The sequence below is a fragment of the Anaerobacillus alkaliphilus genome, from assembly GCF_004116265.1.
Classification (GTDB): domain Bacteria; phylum Bacillota; class Bacilli; order Bacillales; family Anaerobacillaceae; genus Anaerobacillus; species Anaerobacillus alkaliphilus.
The window spans coordinates 32,862-49,992 of record NZ_QOUX01000023.1 but is presented as its reverse complement, the minus strand read 5'-3'; the positions used below and the strand labels follow the sequence as shown (position 1 = coordinate 49,992).

The 17,131-nt window shown below is 38.3% G+C and carries 15 protein-coding genes; 14 read left to right on the top strand and 1 reads right to left on the bottom strand.

Annotated features, from left to right (window positions below; all coding sequences use genetic code 11):
• Positions 1-9: 9 nt before the first annotated feature.
• From DS745_RS06115 to DS745_RS06055, 13 genes are all read left to right on the top strand, one after another.
• Entirely contained in the window at positions 10-726 is a 717-nt protein-coding gene (locus tag DS745_RS06115; RefSeq protein ID WP_129077397.1) for a PIG-L deacetylase family protein, read from the top strand.
• 9 nt (positions 727-735) lie between these two features.
• Complete coding sequence (nagA, locus tag DS745_RS06110) at positions 736-1,917, top strand: N-acetylglucosamine-6-phosphate deacetylase (RefSeq protein WP_129077396.1); 1,182 nt, start codon at positions 736-738, stop codon at positions 1,915-1,917.
• Positions 1,914-2,651, top strand: a complete 738-nt coding sequence (gene nagB, locus DS745_RS06105; RefSeq protein WP_129077395.1) for a glucosamine-6-phosphate deaminase — start codon at positions 1,914-1,916, stop codon at positions 2,649-2,651. The genes nagA and nagB overlap by 4 nt, the downstream gene beginning before the upstream one ends.
• Before the next feature lie 27 nt (positions 2,652-2,678).
• Complete coding sequence (locus DS745_RS06100; RefSeq protein ID WP_129077394.1) at positions 2,679-3,656, top strand: BadF/BadG/BcrA/BcrD ATPase family protein; 978 nt, start codon at positions 2,679-2,681, stop codon at positions 3,654-3,656.
• Positions 3,657-3,885: 229 nt separating this feature from the next.
• The gene (murQ, locus tag DS745_RS06095) at positions 3,886-4,797 is read left to right on the top strand and encodes an N-acetylmuramic acid 6-phosphate etherase (RefSeq protein WP_129077393.1); all 912 of its coding nucleotides are present in this window, start codon (positions 3,886-3,888) and stop codon (positions 4,795-4,797) included.
• A 46-nt stretch (positions 4,798-4,843) separates the two neighbouring features.
• Positions 4,844-5,908 (top strand): serine hydrolase domain-containing protein, encoded by a 1,065-nt coding sequence (locus DS745_RS06090; protein ID WP_129077392.1) that lies wholly within the window; start codon positions 4,844-4,846, stop codon positions 5,906-5,908.
• Between the two features lie 95 nt (positions 5,909-6,003).
• Positions 6,004-7,350 (top strand): extracellular solute-binding protein, encoded by a 1,347-nt coding sequence (locus tag DS745_RS06085; protein WP_129077391.1) that lies wholly within the window; start codon positions 6,004-6,006, stop codon positions 7,348-7,350.
• Between the two features lie 203 nt (positions 7,351-7,553).
• Complete coding sequence (locus DS745_RS06080; protein ID WP_129077390.1) at positions 7,554-8,483, top strand: carbohydrate ABC transporter permease; 930 nt, start codon at positions 7,554-7,556, stop codon at positions 8,481-8,483.
• Between the two features lie 15 nt (positions 8,484-8,498).
• Positions 8,499-9,473 carry a carbohydrate ABC transporter permease gene (locus DS745_RS06075; protein WP_129077389.1) on the top strand — a complete coding sequence of 325 codons (975 nt, stop codon included), beginning with the start codon at positions 8,499-8,501 and terminating at the stop codon, positions 9,471-9,473.
• Positions 9,473-11,080: a beta-N-acetylhexosaminidase gene (gene nagZ, locus DS745_RS06070; protein ID WP_129077388.1), complete on the top strand. Its 1,608-nt coding sequence runs from the start codon at positions 9,473-9,475 to the stop codon at positions 11,078-11,080. Before DS745_RS06075 ends, nagZ begins: the two co-directional genes overlap by 1 nt.
• 24 nt (positions 11,081-11,104) lie before the next feature.
• On the top strand, positions 11,105-12,013 hold the full coding sequence (locus DS745_RS06065) for a MurR/RpiR family transcriptional regulator (RefSeq protein ID WP_241657736.1): 909 nt from the start codon (positions 11,105-11,107) through the stop codon (positions 12,011-12,013).
• Between the two features lie 4 nt (positions 12,014-12,017).
• On the top strand, positions 12,018-13,202 hold the full coding sequence (locus DS745_RS06060; protein WP_129077387.1) for an anhydro-N-acetylmuramic acid kinase: 1,185 nt from the start codon (positions 12,018-12,020) through the stop codon (positions 13,200-13,202).
• 41 nt (positions 13,203-13,243) lie between these two features.
• Entirely contained in the window at positions 13,244-14,200 is a 957-nt protein-coding gene (locus DS745_RS06055; protein WP_129077386.1) for a GNAT family N-acetyltransferase, read from the top strand.
• Between the two features lie 42 nt (positions 14,201-14,242).
• Here the strand turns inward: DS745_RS06055 and DS745_RS06050 are convergent, their stop codons facing one another.
• On the bottom strand, positions 14,243-15,832 hold the full coding sequence (locus DS745_RS06050; protein WP_129077385.1) for a SpoIID/LytB domain-containing protein: 1,590 nt from the start codon (positions 15,830-15,832) through the stop codon (positions 14,243-14,245).
• Between the two features lie 359 nt (positions 15,833-16,191).
• Between DS745_RS06050 and DS745_RS06045 the strand changes: the two genes are divergently transcribed.
• The gene (locus tag DS745_RS06045) at positions 16,192-17,049 is read left to right on the top strand and encodes a MurR/RpiR family transcriptional regulator (protein ID WP_129077455.1); all 858 of its coding nucleotides are present in this window, start codon (positions 16,192-16,194) and stop codon (positions 17,047-17,049) included.
• Positions 17,050-17,131: the final 82 nt, after the last annotated feature.

Here is a 17,131-nt window from a genome sequence, read left to right as displayed (position 1 = left end):
GCGGATAGTATGTCAGAAAAAATACATGTGATTGTAGTTGGAGCTCATTGTGGGGATGCAGAAATACAAGTCGGTGCAGTTGCCCATAAATATGCTAAAGCCGGTCATCAAGTCACATTTTTACATTTAACAGCAGGCGAAAAAGGGACACCACCAAACATGTCAGTGGAAGATTATCGTCTTCAAAAGATTAAAGAGTCTGAAGAAGCTGCCAAGGTATTGGGAGTCAATACAATAACATTAGATTATAAAGATGCGGAATTAAAACTTGAGGATGAGATTGTTGATGAAGTTGCGACAGTATTTCGTAAATTAAAGCCTACACTCGCGATTACTCATTGGACCCATAGCATTCACCCTGACCATACGTTGTGTCCACAAATTGTTGAAGCGGCATGGCTTAAAGCTGCTCTTCCCGGATTTGAACTAGGGGGATATCCGCCACATAGTTTGAGAGCGATGCTTCATAGTGAAAATTGGGAGGATATGCAAAATTATGAGCCGGATATTTTTATTGATGTAACAGAGGAGTTTGAGACATACCTTCACGCCCTCTCAAAATATTGGTTTATTATGAACTCAAGTTCGTTTAGGTACTACGATTACTACAAAGCTCTAGGAACATTGCGAGGCTGTTTAAATCGTACGAAGTATGCACAAACTCTGAAATATCCAATTGGCCGAAATGTTCGTAAGGGTACTGAAATTCCCGGCTTTCAGTTATAGGAGGCAGTGATGAAAGAGCAACTAGCATTAACAAACATTCAAGTTTATACGGAAAATGAAGTTATTGAAAACGGATTTATCAAAATTAAATCTGGAGAAATTGCTGAGATAGGTTGTATGGATATATTTGGAAACGATCCTCGCTATGAAAAAATAGAGTTTCCACCAGGTAATTCAGCACTTCCGGGTATGATAGATTTGCATATCCATGGAGTAAATGGTACCGATATGATGGATGCAACAGAAGAAGCGTTAAGAAATATGGCTATTTCTTTGCCAAGAGAAGGAACAACAAGTTTTTTAGTAACGACTATTACACAAGAAGTAAAAGCCATAGAGAAAGCTCTTCGAAATACTGCCATTTATATGAATTCTCAAGAAGAAGGGGCAGAAATTCTAGGTGTACATCTAGAAGGACCGTTTATTTCTAAAAAGCGTGCAGGAGCTCAACCTCATCAATATATTAGAAAGCCAGACCTAACTTTATTTCAAACCTGGCAGAAGATTGCCACTGGAGCAATAAAGGTCGTAACATTAGCACCTGAAGAAGAAAATGGCCTTGAGCTAATCCGGTATTTAAAGGAAAACGATGTGGTCGCTTCCATTGGTCACTCCGATGCCTATCATTCGGATATGGAGGAAGCAATCAAAGCTGGTGCATCTCATATCACTCATTTATACAATGGAATGCGTGGCTTACACCATCGAGAACCAGGTGTTGCAGGAACAGCATTAGCAAACGAAGATCTTTATGTGGAGATGATTGTTGATGGTATTCATATCCACCCGGCTATTGTAAAGAGTACCTATAATGCCAAAAAAGCAGAAAAAATAATCTTAATTACTGACTCTATTAGAGCAAAAGGATTAGCAGATGGCTCTTATGATCTTGGTGGTCAAGAAGTAACAGTTCAGAATGGGAAAGCAGTTCTAGAAGATGGGACACTTGCAGGTAGTATCCTAAAGATGGATGCCGGAGTTAGAAATATGCTAGAGTTTACGGGTTGTACGATAGAAGAAATGATTCAAATGACAGCCGGAAATCCCGCTAAAAGGCTAAATGTCTATCATCGAAAGGGAAGTTTAAAAGTAGGGAAGGACGCGGATTTAATCATCCTTGATCAAAATAACGAACTCCTAATGACGTTTTGTCGAGGAAAACTTGTTTATAGAAAGGGGGACTTAGAATGAAAATTATCCAAGTGAATAGCTATCAAGATATGAGTCAACGAGCATCTCAATTCATTATAAATAAGATTAGCAATAACAATGCGTTAAAACTTGGCTTTGCAACAGGTGGAACCCCTAAGGGAACATACGAATTACTCATTGAAGATTACAAGCAAAATCAAACGTCTTATCAAAACATTACATCCTTTAATTTAGACGAATATATTGGCTTATCAAAAGATCATCCAAATAGTTATCATCAATACATGGAACAGATATTGTTTCAACATATTGATATTCCAAAAGCGAATATTCATCTTCCGGATGGTTTAGCAACAGATATAGCATTAGAATGTAAAAACTATGAAGAACTGATCGAAGTAAACGGTGGCATTGATTTGCAGATCCTTGGTATTGGGGAAAATGGTCATATCGGCTTTAATGAACCGGGGACATCGTTTGACACTCTTACTCATGTAGTGAAGCTTGCCAAGTCTACGAGAGAAGCAAATGCACGTTACTTTTCTAATATAAATGAAGTTCCAACACATGCGATTACCATGGGAATTCAGTCTATTCTAAAGAGTAAAGAAATCTTATTATTAGTGTCAGGGGAAAACAAAGCAGAGGCTGTAAAGCGACTACTTACGGACGATGTTGATAGTAATTTTCCAGCATCAGCGTTAAAAAAACATCCTCGAGTCACCATCATTGCTGATAAGCTTGCACTGTCAAATGCTATGGTTCCCTGTTGAAAAAATATTGAAGGTGGTTGTTAGAGAATGTACGTATTAGGGATAGATGGTGGTGGGACGAAAACAACCGCTGCAATTTGTGATATCGAAGGCAATATTCAAGCTTTAACGACTGTAGGACCGACAAATCCTAATAATCCTGATGCTAAGGTTCAAGATGAGTTTGATCAGTTAGTAAGTAATTTACGGGACATAAATGATTGTGCTCTAACAAATGTATCTGTTATTTTTGCGGGAATGTCTGGGGTGAATAGGTCTGAAGACAAGTTAAGGGTAAAACAGGCAATTTTTAAAGCTCTGAACCGAGAAGTGACTTTCTTTTCTGATAACGATGCAGTGAATGCATTGTACTCAGGCACGTTAGGTGAACCCGGGATTGTTCACATTGCTGGTACTGGCTCGATCACATTTGGTATAAATCATGAAAATCAAAGAAGTAGAGTCGGTGGCTGGGGGTATCTCATCGGGGACGAGGGAAGTGGCTATGACATAGGTAAGAAAGCCATACAGGCAGTATTTGCAGCATATGATCAAACTGGACCACAAACAAGTTTAACAGACCTCATATTAGAGCATGCAATGGTGTTGGAACCACCTGATCTTATTAGTGAAATCTATGAACCGGGTAAAGCGAAATCTTTAATTGCACCAATAAGTAAACTAGTTTTTAAAGCTGCTGACGTTGGTGACGAAGTTGCACAAAAGATTATCTTAGATGCAGCACGAAGCACAGCTGAATCGACTTATTATCTATACATGAAACTGTTTCAACGACAACAAGGTTTAATACCACTCATTTTAGCAGGGGGAGTGTATAAGAGAGCAGATTGGTTTTTACCTACATTAGAACAAGTCATGAACGAAAAGAAACTACCCATTTCAATTGTAGTTCCCAAGGTAGTACCTGCTGCAGGTGCACTAGTTGCTGGTTTTAAGCTAAGTGGTAAAACAGTGCCAACTGTATTTTTAGAAAAATGCATGAATAATGGTCTAAAACAGAAGTAGTAAAATATTATTTTATTAATGAAATAATATTTTAAGATGTACTCAATTATAACTGTTCATGAAGTATGTAAAAGAGTGCAAATGACCGAACTAATACTCTATACCATTTTAATGTTTTAACAATATATTAAAAAAATGGTAAATTTTTTTATGTTTTTGTTGAAATTTAATTTTATGAGTGTATAATTAAGTTAAAATAAAATTTTATAAATTGAATGGTTGTGATGTTATGGAGACTGAAAAAAGTTTATCAGCGTTGACAACAGAGCAAAGAAACCTTCGTTCTAAACATATCGACCAATTGTCAACAATTGAGATATTAGAAATCATCAATGAGGAAGATCGTACCGTTGCTGAAGCAGTACAAAAGGTATTGCCTCAGATTGAGAAGACTGTAAATCTTGCATATAAATCTATAAAAAGTGGTGGGAGAATTTTCTATGTTGGGGCTGGAACTAGTGGGCGATTGGGAATTTTAGATGCAGTAGAATGTCCACCGACTTTCAGTGTAAGTTCTGAGCTTGTGCAAGGGGTTATTGCAGGTGGAGAAACGGCTATTCAAGGTGCAGTGGAAGGTGCTGAGGACGATTTTGAGCAAGGTTCTATTGACCTAGCTCAGAGGGAACTCACTGATAAAGATATCGTGATAGGAATAGCTGCTAGTGGAAGAACTCCATATGTTATGGGGGCTCTAGAATATGCAAATCAGTTAGGTGCAGAAACTGCAGCAATTTCATGTAATGAGCAGTCGCAATTAAGTCATTATGCCAACACGAGTATAGAGGCTGTTGTAGGACCTGAAGTGTTGACCGGATCCACAAGAATGAAGGCGGCAACTGCACAAAAGATGATCCTTAATATGATCTCAACTTGCACAATGATTAAACTAGGCAAAGTTTATGAAAATTTAATGGTTGATGTTAATGCGAGCAACCACAAACTAGTGGAACGGGCAAGAAATATTGTCATCGCAGTGACTGGAGTGCCATATGAGCAGGCAACTTTTGTTTTAGATGAAACAGAGCAAAATGTAAAACTAGCAATTGTCATGATTGAAACCGGTGCTTCAAAAGAAAAGGCAGGAAGAGCAATTGTCGAGGCTGATGGTTTTGTTCGAAAAGCAATTGAACTATTGAAATGAAATGAGAGTTTAGTAGAAAAATACTGAGTTGTGGGTGGTGAAACAGATGAAGGCTATTGATCTATTAATTTCAACTGCAATTGAGGAAGGTGAATTTCCGGGTGCTGTCGGTTACGTGGAGCATAAGGGAAAAATTATATATCATGAGGCATTTGGGTACGCCAGTGCTTATCCACAGAAACGTTCGATGCAAAAGGACATGATTTTTGACGTAGCATCAATTACAAAAATATTCACATCTACGATTATCCTAAGATTAATAGCTGAAAAGAAGCTCTCATTAGAGACGAAGGTGAGTACTTTTTTCCCTAGTCTAGAGTCAGTTTCAACTAATTGTATCACTGTTTATCATTTACTAACTCACACCTCTGGTTTTCCGGCATGGTACCCATTTTATACCGTCCCTGAAGCTGAAGACTTTTTAGCTCCTATTCTAAAGGTGAAAAGCTTCCCTGATCCAGGTGAAAAAATAGAGTACAGTGATTTAAATTTCATTTTACTTGGAAAGATCATCGAGTTTATTGAGGAAGCACAGTTAAATGAGGTAGTAAAAGAAAAACTAGTTGTTCCATTACAGCTGAACACGACCTGCTATCTCCCAGATGCTAGTCTTAAAGATAGAATTGTACCGACAGAGGTCGGAAACCAATTTGAGAAAGAATTAGTGAAAGTAAGAAATCTACACTACCATGGTTGGCGAGAAGAGCTCATCTGGGGAGAGGTTCATGACGGAAACTCACATTATGCGTTTCGTGGAGTTTCTGGTCATGCGGGGATTTTTTCAACAGTGATCGATGTTGCCAAATTGGCTAAAAGTTACTTAATCTCTCTTAAACATGAAGATACCTTTCTATCATATGAATTGGCTAAGAACTCTATCCAGAGGCACGTCATGGGAGAGAATGAAGGCCGAGGATTAGGGTGGGTCGTTGATTTCAACGGCATTAATGGATTTGGTCATACAGGATTTACAGGAACATCTTTATGGGTTGTACCAGAAAAAGAACTGATTATGGTATTATTTACAAATAGAGTCCATCAGCCAAATCCTGTAAATATTAATCTTACTCGTCGACGGTTTTATGAAAGCGTTTTAAAAGTAATATCTTAAGCTGTTATTTTATAGTTTCATACAGAGATTTGGCTAGACTTCTATGAAACTATTTAATAAATATAACGTTTATATAAAAAAAGGGAGGAATAATTATGATAAGCAAAAAGTTTTTATTTTTATCACTCATCTTAGTTTTTACTGTTCTAATTTCTGTGGCATGTAGTAGTGGGAATTCTAGCACTGAGCCAAAAGAACCAACAGATCCACCAACTGAAACCGGTGAAGCTTGGAAGGAATGGAAAGGTGAGATCACGATTTGGGATGGTCCACGTTGGAGAGATGCGGCAGAAAACCAATATCATTGGTTAGAAGCAAAAGCGGCAGAATTTGAAGATTTATATCCAGGTGTAAAAGTTAAAATAGTTCAAACTCCTTGGGCTGAAATGGGAGATAGTTTAAGTGTTGCGATTGCCGGTCGAGCTTGGCCAGATATTGCACCGGTTGACATTAGTGGTAGTGCTGTAAGTATTAACCATATTGAAAGTGGTGTCATTGAAGCAATTGATCCATTTTTTACAGCAGAAGAATTAGCAGATTTTTATCCAAATGCTTTAGCAGAGTATGAATATAATGGCAAGCATTATGGTGTTCCGAATTCAATGAGTGTGCATGTTATGTTACTTAACTTAGATATTTTTGAAGAAAAGGGAGTAGAACCTCCTGCAAATGGTAAATGGACGTATGATGAGTTCGTTAAAAAAATGGAAGCGCTCACAGGTGACGGAGTATATGGTTTCTCTACATATATTCTAGATGGTTACTATGAAGCTTGGCCATTCCTTCTAATGGACGGTGGTTATCCTCTAAATGAAGATTTAACTGAGTATGCATTTGACTCACCTGAAGCAATCAGTGGTCTTCAAAAATTAGTTGATTTAAAAACAAAATATAATGTTGCTCCTTTTGAAATGGGTGGTCCTGATGTAGGTCAAACGTGGCAAGAGTGGGGAAATGCAGAAAGACGTAGTCTTGCTGTCACACCATGGGCAACTTGGGCGATTGCAGCTGCACAGGGAGACAACTTCAAGACAAACTTCATGGTTGCTGAGTACCCAAGCGGTAAGTTAGGTGAAAGTGTAAGTATCGGTGGTGTTGGTGGTTGGGTAATGTTCGCTCAACAGGACGATAACAAGAAACGTATGACAGCAGAATTTGTTAAGCACATTTCAAGTACTGATGAGCAATTTGTAATGTCACAAAATTATGGAACGTTCCCTGCAAGAATTTCTACTGCTGATTTAGATCCTTTTGCAGATAATCCTGAAATGGCACGTGCTCAAGAAATTACAGAGCAGGCGGTCATGCTACCACGTCACCCAGAATGGGCTCGTATTGATGAAGCAATTCAAAGAGAATTGCAACTTGCTCTTAACGGTGAGAAAACAGCTGAACAAGCGTTATCAGATGCAAGACGTGTCGTGGAGTCAATTTTAAAATAATAGAAAAAAATGAATGGATGACTAGTAGAGTAGGGATATAAACAGGACAGTGGATATAAAAATCCTGATTGTTATAGGTATATCCCATCTAATAGTCATCCTTTTCTATTTAACTTTTAAATGTTACTAGGAAACAGATAAAAGTTTGTTGAATTATACAAAAATAAGTAAACACCAATCGGTTTTTGAAAGGAGTTAGAAAGATGGAAGTAGGGACAAGTCATAACGTTGTGACGAAAAAGAAACCATCTTCAAAGTTAAAAAATACGTGGAAAGAGATGAAGAAACATAAAGTAGCTTATCTGTTTCTACTCCCTAAACTATTGTTCTTCGCCATATTTATGCTTGTTCCGATAGTTTGGGCTTTCGTATTATCATTCCTTGATTATGGAATTTTCGAGATTAAGTGGGTGGGCTTAGCTCATTACTTTACAGCCTTTCAAAGTGAAATTTTTAAAGCGTCACTCTGGAATACCTTTTTATATACGATCGTAACCGTACCAGCTTTTATTATTACAGCTTTAGTCATTGCAACGTTAATTTCACCGTTAGGTAAGGTTTCACAAACGTTTTTTAGGTCAGCTTTTTATCTTCCAACAGTTACATCAATGGTTATTATCGCCATGGTTTGGCGCTGGATGTACAACTATCGTTATGGATTATTTAATTACATTATTGGTTGGTTTGGCTTTGAACCAGTGAACTGGCTAGGGGCGTCAGATACGGCACTACCTTCATTAATGATTATGTCAATTCTTATTCCGCCGGGGTCGGGTATTATCATATATTTAGCTGCAATGAATAACATCAGTCCAACACTTTATGAAGCTGCCAAGATTGATGGCGCAAATGCATTTCAACGTTGGTATAAGATTACAATTCCTTTGCTTACACAGACGACTTTATACTTAGTTATTTTAAGTACGATCGGATCGTTTCAGGTCTTTACCCAAATCATTATGATGACTGGTGGTGGACCCGGGTACTCGACTGAAACCATCGTACATGTAATTTATAAAACAGCATTCCGAGATTTTAATTTTGGTCTAGCATCAGCTCAATCTGTCATCTTATTCTTTATTATCATGGTCTTTGCCATTTTTCAATTTAAGATTTTCCGAGACAAAAACTAATAGGTGGTTTTTAATATGAATACGAAAAACATATATAAAAAGACTGGACGTCTAGTCATCTATTTACTCTTACTTTTTATGGCTCTTGCTTCTCTATTACCTTTATACTGGGTATTCTCAACGGCCTTACAGTTACCTGGTTATCAAAACGAAGAAATGGATCGACCGATATCTTATGTGGAATCTGCTCCACCAAAGCTCTATCCAGTAGGGATTACAGAGTACTATTCTCAATGGCAAAAAAAGCGTACAGCTGAGCGGGAAGGTAATGTTGAACAAGCACAATATCACCAAGAAAAAATGGCCGAAGTGAAAGAAAAATCATTCTCAAGTTTTGTGTTTTTATTTGAGCGAACCCAGATCATGCGCTGGCTTTGGAATAGTCTTTATATAGCCGTTGTCACAACATTGCTCATTGTCTTGTTTGATACGATGGCTGGTTATGTATTAGCGAAGAAGAAATTTCCGGGGCGTAACCTTATTTTTTGGATTATTATTTCAACAATGATGATACCAGAGCAAGTAACCCTTGTACCTACATTTATCATTGTTCAAAAACTTCAAATCTTTGACTCGCACTGGGCATTAATTTTACCGAACTTAGCTCTAGCCTTTGGTGTGTTCTTGATGAGGCAGTTTTTAATGTCAATTCCAGATGAACTAATTGAGGCAGCTAAAATTGACGGTGCCTCTGAATGGAAAGTCTTCTGGTCAATTATTGTACCGTTAGCGAAGCCGGCTATGGCAGTACTAGGCATCTTTACATTTGTCTTAATGTGGAATTCGTTTTTATGGCCAATTATCGTTTTACGTGATGCCTCACTTTATACACTTCCAGCGGGCTTAAAGACATTGCAAGATGCTAACCTAGCAAACTTTAAACTACTAATGGCAGGGGCAACAGTAGCAGCGGTTCCGATGATCATCTTCTTCTTAATGTTCCAACGTTACTTTATTAAAGGTTTAACGCTAGGAGGAGTAAAAGAATAATGGATGAAAAACTAATACGTAAAAAAATTGGTCAATTAATGGTGTTCGGCTTTAAAGGGATCACAGCTTCCGAAGAGATGAAAACACTAATTCGAGAGCACCATGTTGGCAACATTATCCTATTTGGGCGTAACATTGGTACACCTGAAGAAATAAAAAAGTTAACAACTGAGTTACAGCTTGAAGCTAAGGCTTCAGGACACGAACGACCATTACTAATCTGTATTGATCAAGAAAATGGTGTTGTGAGACGGTTAGGTGAAGGTACAACGGTATTTCCTGGTGCGATGCTTTTAGGTGCCACACAAAATCCGGAAAATGCTTACAATATTGGTTTGGCTACTGGAAAAGAGCTAAAAGAATTAGGGATAAACTGGAATTTGGCACCAACGGTCGATGTGAATAATAACCCTCGCAATCCGGTGATTGGCGTCCGTTCGTATGGTGAAGATCCAACGGTTGTTAGTGAATTTTCGATGCAAGCAATGAAAGGCATGCAAGCAGCAGGTGTAGTGACAACATTAAAGCATTTTCCAGGGCATGGAGATACAGCTTTAGACTCCCACTTAGAACTGCCTGTCATTTCACATGATATGGAACGGTTGATGAACGTTGAAATTAAACCTTTTCAACGATGTATTGAGGAAGGTGCGGATACTGTTATGTCTGCACATGTTTATTTTCCAGCTATTGAAAAAGATCCCGGAGTTCCAGGGACACTTTCTAAGGCTGTTATCACAGGTTTATTACGTGAACAACTTGGCTTTGATGGTGTTGTAACAACGGATTGCATGGAGATGAATGCAATTGCTAATACGATTGGAACAGCTACGGGGGCAGTTCAAGCTATTAAAGCTGGGGTTGATCTAGTTATGATTTCTCATTTGCATCATTTACAACGAGAAGCGATTGAAGAATTAGTTAAAGAAGTACAGAATGGTGGCATTAGTCTTGAAACACTAGAAGCAGCCGTAACTAGAGTTAGTAAGTTGAAAGATAAGTATTTGTCTTGGGATGATATCGACTCTAGCATAGATTCAATTCACGTGTCACCAATCGTTGGTTGTGAGGAACATCAACTTCAGGCAGAAGAAGTATTCCGCCAAGGTGTAACGATTGTAAAAAATGAAGGTGTTCTCCCTTTGGACAAATCCGAGCAAAGTGTATTTGTTGTTTATCCAGAAAATGCTTATATAATGCAGGTCGAGGACCGACGTTATTCTACCAATGCATTAGGCAGTGTTATACAAGAAATTGACCCAAAAGCAGTGACTGAAATGTTAACAATCCCAGCTTCAGTAGATCAGATTGATCAACTCGTTGAAAAGGCAAAGGGTTTCGAGACTATCATTGTAGGCACATTAACTGCCACTAACAGCCCTGACCAAATACAGCTTATCGAAAAATTGTCTCACTTGCGGAAAAAAATCGTTGTCGTCGCTATGCGAAGTCCCTATGATTTAGTATCGCTACCTGATGTTTCAGCTTATATTGCAACGTATGAGTTTACAACAGCTTCTTTACGAATGGCTGCCAAAGCAATCTATGGTCTTGAACAAGTAACAGGGACGTTACCTGTCACAATCCCTAATGACTCAAAACGTTAACCCAGAAAAGTATGGTGGAGGAGAATGAAAAATAACCCGAAAACAATAGGATCATTAACTGGCGGACTAGTCATGTTAAGGGAAATGCGAACAAATTTGCCAACATCAGAAAAGAAAATTGCCGACTTCATGATCGAGCATCCCGAAATAGCCATATCTTGTACGACACAACAGTTAGCAGAAAAAAGTCAAACAAGCGGGGCTGCAGTCATTCGGTTATGTAAATCGTTAGGCCTAAAAGGGTTTCAGGAATTAAAACTTAGAGTAGCTGGCGATTTGCAAAAACATGAAGATACTGGGTATCGGGATATTTCTCCTAATGAGTCGCTAGAAACGATTTTGAAAAAGATGACTTCTAACAGCATTCAAGCACTCAGGGAAACAGCAGACATTCTCAATTTACAGGAAGTTCATAGAGCTACGAAAGCTTTGTACGAGGCACGTACAATTCACTTTTTTGGCGTTGGTTCATCAGCAATTATTGCACAAGATGCTCAACAAAAATTTATGAGATTAAACAAAAATGTCACGACGTTTTCTGACGTTCATATGGCAGCGATGGTTGCGGCTAATGTTACTGAGGATGATGTGGTTTTTGGGATCTCTTTTTCGGGGCAAACGAAAGAGGTTGTCAATGTATTAGAATTGGCTAACCGAAACAGAGCGAAAACGATAAGTTTAACTAGGTACGGTCAGTCACCTGTTTCTTCGCAGGCTGGTATAAATTTATGCTCTTCAGCATCAAAAGAGTCAATTTTTCGAAGCGGTGCAACATCATCAAGGTTAGCGCAGCTACATATCATAGATATCTTATTGATGTGTGTAGCGACATTTCAATACGACGAAAGTATTAAACGCCTTGATCAAACAAGGGAAGCAATTAAGTTTATCCAAGGTAATGAGTATAAACAGCAACGGGCAGGGAGGTATTGAGTTCATGATACAACAGTTACAGCAAATTGTTCAAAAGGAAAAGAAGTATGCTGTAGGTCTAATGTCTGGAACATCACTTGATGGTATTGATGCTGCACTAGTTGAGATCTCTTATTCTGGTGAAAATACAGAAGTTCAACTCCTGGAATTTGAAACATTGCCCTATAGTGATCTTGAACGAGCTCGGTTTTTATCGTTATGCAGTCCAGAGACATCTAGTGTTGAAACCATTTGTTTGGCAAATGTTGAGCTAGGAAAAAAGTTTGCTCAAGCTGCTTTAACTGTCATTCATAAGGCTGGTCTAGTAACTTCAGATATTGATTTTATTAGCTCTCATGGTCAGACAATTTTTCATATGCCAGAACAGTACGCAACTCTACAAATTGGTGAACTAGCAGTGATTGCAGAAGAATCCGGCATCTTAACGGTTGGGGATTTTCGCCCTAGTGATATGGCTGCTGGGGGGCAAGGTGCTCCGTTGGTTCCTTTTGTTGATTACTTGCTATTTAAGCACAAGCACAAAGGACGTATTCTTCTAAACATCGGTGGGATTAGTAATATTTCAGTCTTAAAAGCTGACGGCAAGTCAAATGAGGTGATTGCTTTTGACACCGGCCCTGGGAACGTTCTAATCGACTCAATTGTTATCATCGGTTCAAAAGGTGAACTCTCCTTTGATCCTAATGGGGAAATTGCTAGGAGCGGTACGGTTTGTAATTCTTGGCTCGAAGAAATCATCAACCATGATCCGTTTGTCTATCAACAACCACCAAAGAGTACTGGAAGAGAACTTTACAGCCAAGAATTTGCTCGACATCTTTGGGAACAAGGGCAAGCTCGAAATATGGAGTTTAAGGATATTGTCGCAACAGTTACAGCCTTTACGGCTCATTCGATCGCGATAAATATCAAACGCTTTGTAGACGGAAGATATGAAACGGAAGAAATTCTCGTTGGTGGTGGTGGTACCTATAACGATACACTACTAGCATACCTACAAGCGTTAACTGATAAAAAAGTAGGGAAGATGGAAGATTGGAATTTTTCCAGTGATGCAAAAGAGGCAATTGCTTTTGCTATTTTAGGAAATGAGTTTTTACATGGCAATGCCAATAATCTTCCCTCAGCAACTGGGGCAAAAAAACAAGCTATTATGGGGAAGCTCGTTTTCCCTTCAAAAGAGAAGTAGCAATTTAGCTGCTTCTTTATTTCTATAGTAAGGAGGTTTAAATGGAATATAGACTAATGGAGAAAGACGATCTAGAACACATCGTGCGGCTATGGAATCGGGAAATGGGGGAACTCTTCCCTCTAACGAAAAAGTTGTTTGAACAAAATAGCATTCAAGATAAAAATGTCCTAAGAGATGGTTCCTTGGTTGCTTGTGATGTTGATAATCAAATTGTCGGATTTATCGTAGCAAAGCTTTGGCAAGAAGATATTCCTTCAGTAAGACTAGGTGTGGATAGTGGATGGATACAAGCAATAGTAGTAGATAGTAAATATAGAAAAATCGGTATCGGGAAATCTCTAGTAGATCTGGTTGAAAGGAATTTTACCAACAGTGGCATTAGGAAGTTGTTTCTAGGTCGCGACCCATGGCATTATTTTGCAGGAATTCCTAAAGAAGCTATCGAAACGCAGCGTTGGTTTGAAAAAAGAGGCTATAAAGCTGGGAATACTGTATATGATCTTTATTGTGATTTGAGAGAATATGAGATAAAGGCCCCTAACATGAAAGATGCGACTTTTCGCCTTCTTGAGTATAGTGATCAAACAAGGTTTCTTGAGTTCCTGCATCAAAACTTCCCAGGAAGATGGGAGTATGAAGCGATTAGGTATTTTCAACTTGGGGGTACAGGAAGAGAGTTTCTTGTAATCGAAAGAGATGAAGAAATGGTCGGCTTTTGCAGGTTGAACGACTTGAGTTCACCAATCATTGCCCAAAACGTTTATTGGTCTACGTTATTTTTAGATGCAGTAGGAGGAATAGGACCACTTGGTATTAGTAAAATATATCGTAAATATGGCTATGGCTTAGCAATTGTTCAAGCGGCAATGTCTGTATTACATCAACGAGGAATACGAGATCTAGTAATTGATTGGACAGAAATTGTCGATTTCTATGCGAAGCTTGGGTTTACCACTTGGAAGGCTTATGTTTATTATGAAAAGCAGCTAGATTAATAGCCGAAAAGACAAGAGCCACATGAGCTCTTGTCTTTACCTTTAATAGTATAGTTCTAAATCAATTCCTTGATAGTAGTGCTTTAAAATCTCCTCGTAGGTTGCTCCTTTAACAGCCATACCAACGGCACCCGTTTGCGACATGCCGATGCCGTGCCCCCAACCACCACCGTAAACTTTAAATCCAGTTACTTCCTTACTTTTACGTTCAATAACTGGCTCAATGAAGAATAAGGTACTCCAAAGCGGACTTTGGTTTCCACTTGCATTAATGTATTGTAATGCCCAACGAATACGGTCTTTTTTCTCAGAGAAAGTTCCATTTTCAGTCACAAATTCAATTTCAAAAACCCGACCTGAATCTGAACGTTCCAAAACGTTAATTTCTAGTACCTTACCAACATCTGTGTTAAATCTAGTACTAATTACTTCACTAATCTCTTCAGCACTCCATTCATACGTCCAACGATGATAACGAGACCAATCTGCTTCAAAGTCTCCTTCTTTAGCTGCTCTTAGCGAAGTAGGATTACTATGGTTTTTAAAAACGGTTAAGCTTGGAACGTTAGCGGCAGCCTTTCCTCTCTCGGCATCAGGAACTCCTCGTAAGTAAGGTACTGCTGGAGAATTCCAAATATCTTCATTGTTTGCTGTATAACCACCGCTCGTCGAATGGTAGACAGTTGTAATTAATTTTCCTTCGTAAGTGGCAACGATACCAGCAGTTTCACGCACCGCTTGAGTGGAGATAGGATGTTCTGCATCATATCCACCATAAACCTGATCAGCCGTTGTTGGTAGTAAATCATACCCGTTTGTATTATGCTTACCTAAGTTGTTTAATGCATAAGTACGTGCTGCAACTGCCTGTGCTTTTTGTGCTTCAACTGCCGCAATACCGCCAAACGGCACTGGTGGTAGTTCGTGCGGTACAACACCTTGAACGTAGTCATCTAAAGCTACAATATTAATCCCTGCTAATGTTCCTCCGCTATTGAAACCAACTTCACCTGATCCACGATATTGTTTTCCTCCCATTTTTACAAGACCATTAGGGGAAACGATAGTAACAGGATTTGATGTGTAAACTTCAGTGGTATTGTTACTTATTTTAAGAATGGTTTCACCTTCAGTTGTTGTGATTAGTCTCCAAAACGAATCACTATTAGCTAACCCTTTAGAAATTACATCTTGCCTAAAGTTATTTTTTTCTTCTGTTGTCGCATCACTAGGTAAACCGCCGATAAGTAAACGGTATCCATTTAATGTTGGGTGTGGTTCTAAATAAGTAGTGAAGCCGTGAAGGTCGGCCAGGGCTAACCAGTTGTCAATATAAACTTGACTACCTGAGTAAGCTGTTTGTAACCAGTTATTTGTTTTTATATCCGCAGTACTTATCAATGTAACATCTACTTCACTTTTTAATCCTGTAAACAGTTCTTCCCCTGTTGCCTTATCTGAGATCGTAAACGCTGAATTACTACCAATTTTGATAGATTTTGCATCAGGCACAACCCCTATCCGAACATTTGGCTCTGTAGAAGTTAACTCTGCACCACTAACTTGTGGTAGGATGAAACTAAAGCATAGGACAAAAACTAGCATGACCCTCAATGATTTTTGAAACTTCATCTTTACTCCTCCTCTAATAGACCAATTATGGTCAATATAAAATCATATTTCATAATATTCAACCTGTTTATGAAATATCCTTTTAATATTTTGTATATTTATTAAAATGATATTTTAGTAATAGGTCTTTGGTATCCCTGTGTATTTATTTAAACAAAAAAAGAATTTTGTACTTCAAAAATCTAGAAAATAAACAACTAATTTGTGTTGAGTAAGAATATATTCGTGTATACTAGATGTAAAATATGATTTTAAAGAAATGGTTAATCTTTTAAAATACTAATAGTTGATTATTTAGTGAGGTGCCAATATTGAAGGAACAAAACAAAACACTTTCGTCCTTAACGGGTGGATTAGTGATGTTAAGGGAAATGGTGAACAAACTACCAGCTTCAGAAAAGAAAATTGCCGAGTTTATTATTGAAAGTCCTCAAGAAGCTATTTCATATACAGCGCAGGAATTGGGAGAAAGAAGTCAAACGAGTGGAGCAGCTGTGATTCGTTTATGTAAGTCCTTAGGGTTAAATGGATTACAGGAGTTAAAACTTCGGGTTGCAGGAGACTTACAGAAGACCTATGAAGTAGGATATCGCGATATCTCCCCGAATGAACCATTAGAGTCAATCTTAAAGAAAATGACTACAAATAGTATCCAAGCTCTAAGTGAAACTGCGGATATTATTAATTTTGAGGAACTTCAAAAAGCGGCTGATGCCCTTTTTCATGCTCGGTCAATTCATTTTTTTGGCGTAGGTTCGTCAGCGATTATTGCTCAAGATGCTCAACAAAAATTCTTAAGAATTAATAAGCATGTAACGACATTTTCCGATGTTCATATGGCAGCGATGCTAGCAGCTAACGCAACGGAGGAAGATGTAGTATTTGGTATATCCTTCTCAGGAAAAACAACAGAAGTTACGAAGGTACTTGAACTAGCTAATCAAACAGGGGCGAAAACGATCAGTTTAACAAGTTATGGACAATCACCTGTTTCAAATCGCGCAAGTATCAATTTGTTTTCATCAGCTTCTCGGGAGTCAGTATTCAGGAGTGGAGCTACATCGTCAAGATTGGCCCAGTTACACGTCATTGACATTCTTTTCATGTCTGTAGCAACAATGCAATATGAAGAAAGTATTGAACGACTTGACCAGACAAGGGCAGCCATCGATTTTATCCAAGGAAATGAAGAAAAAAATAAGGGAAGTAAAAAATAAGTACAAAGAATTGTACATAAGAGTGAAGTTTAGAAAGCAACAACCTTAGAAATCAAACTTGATCAAAGAGGTGAGCGAATTA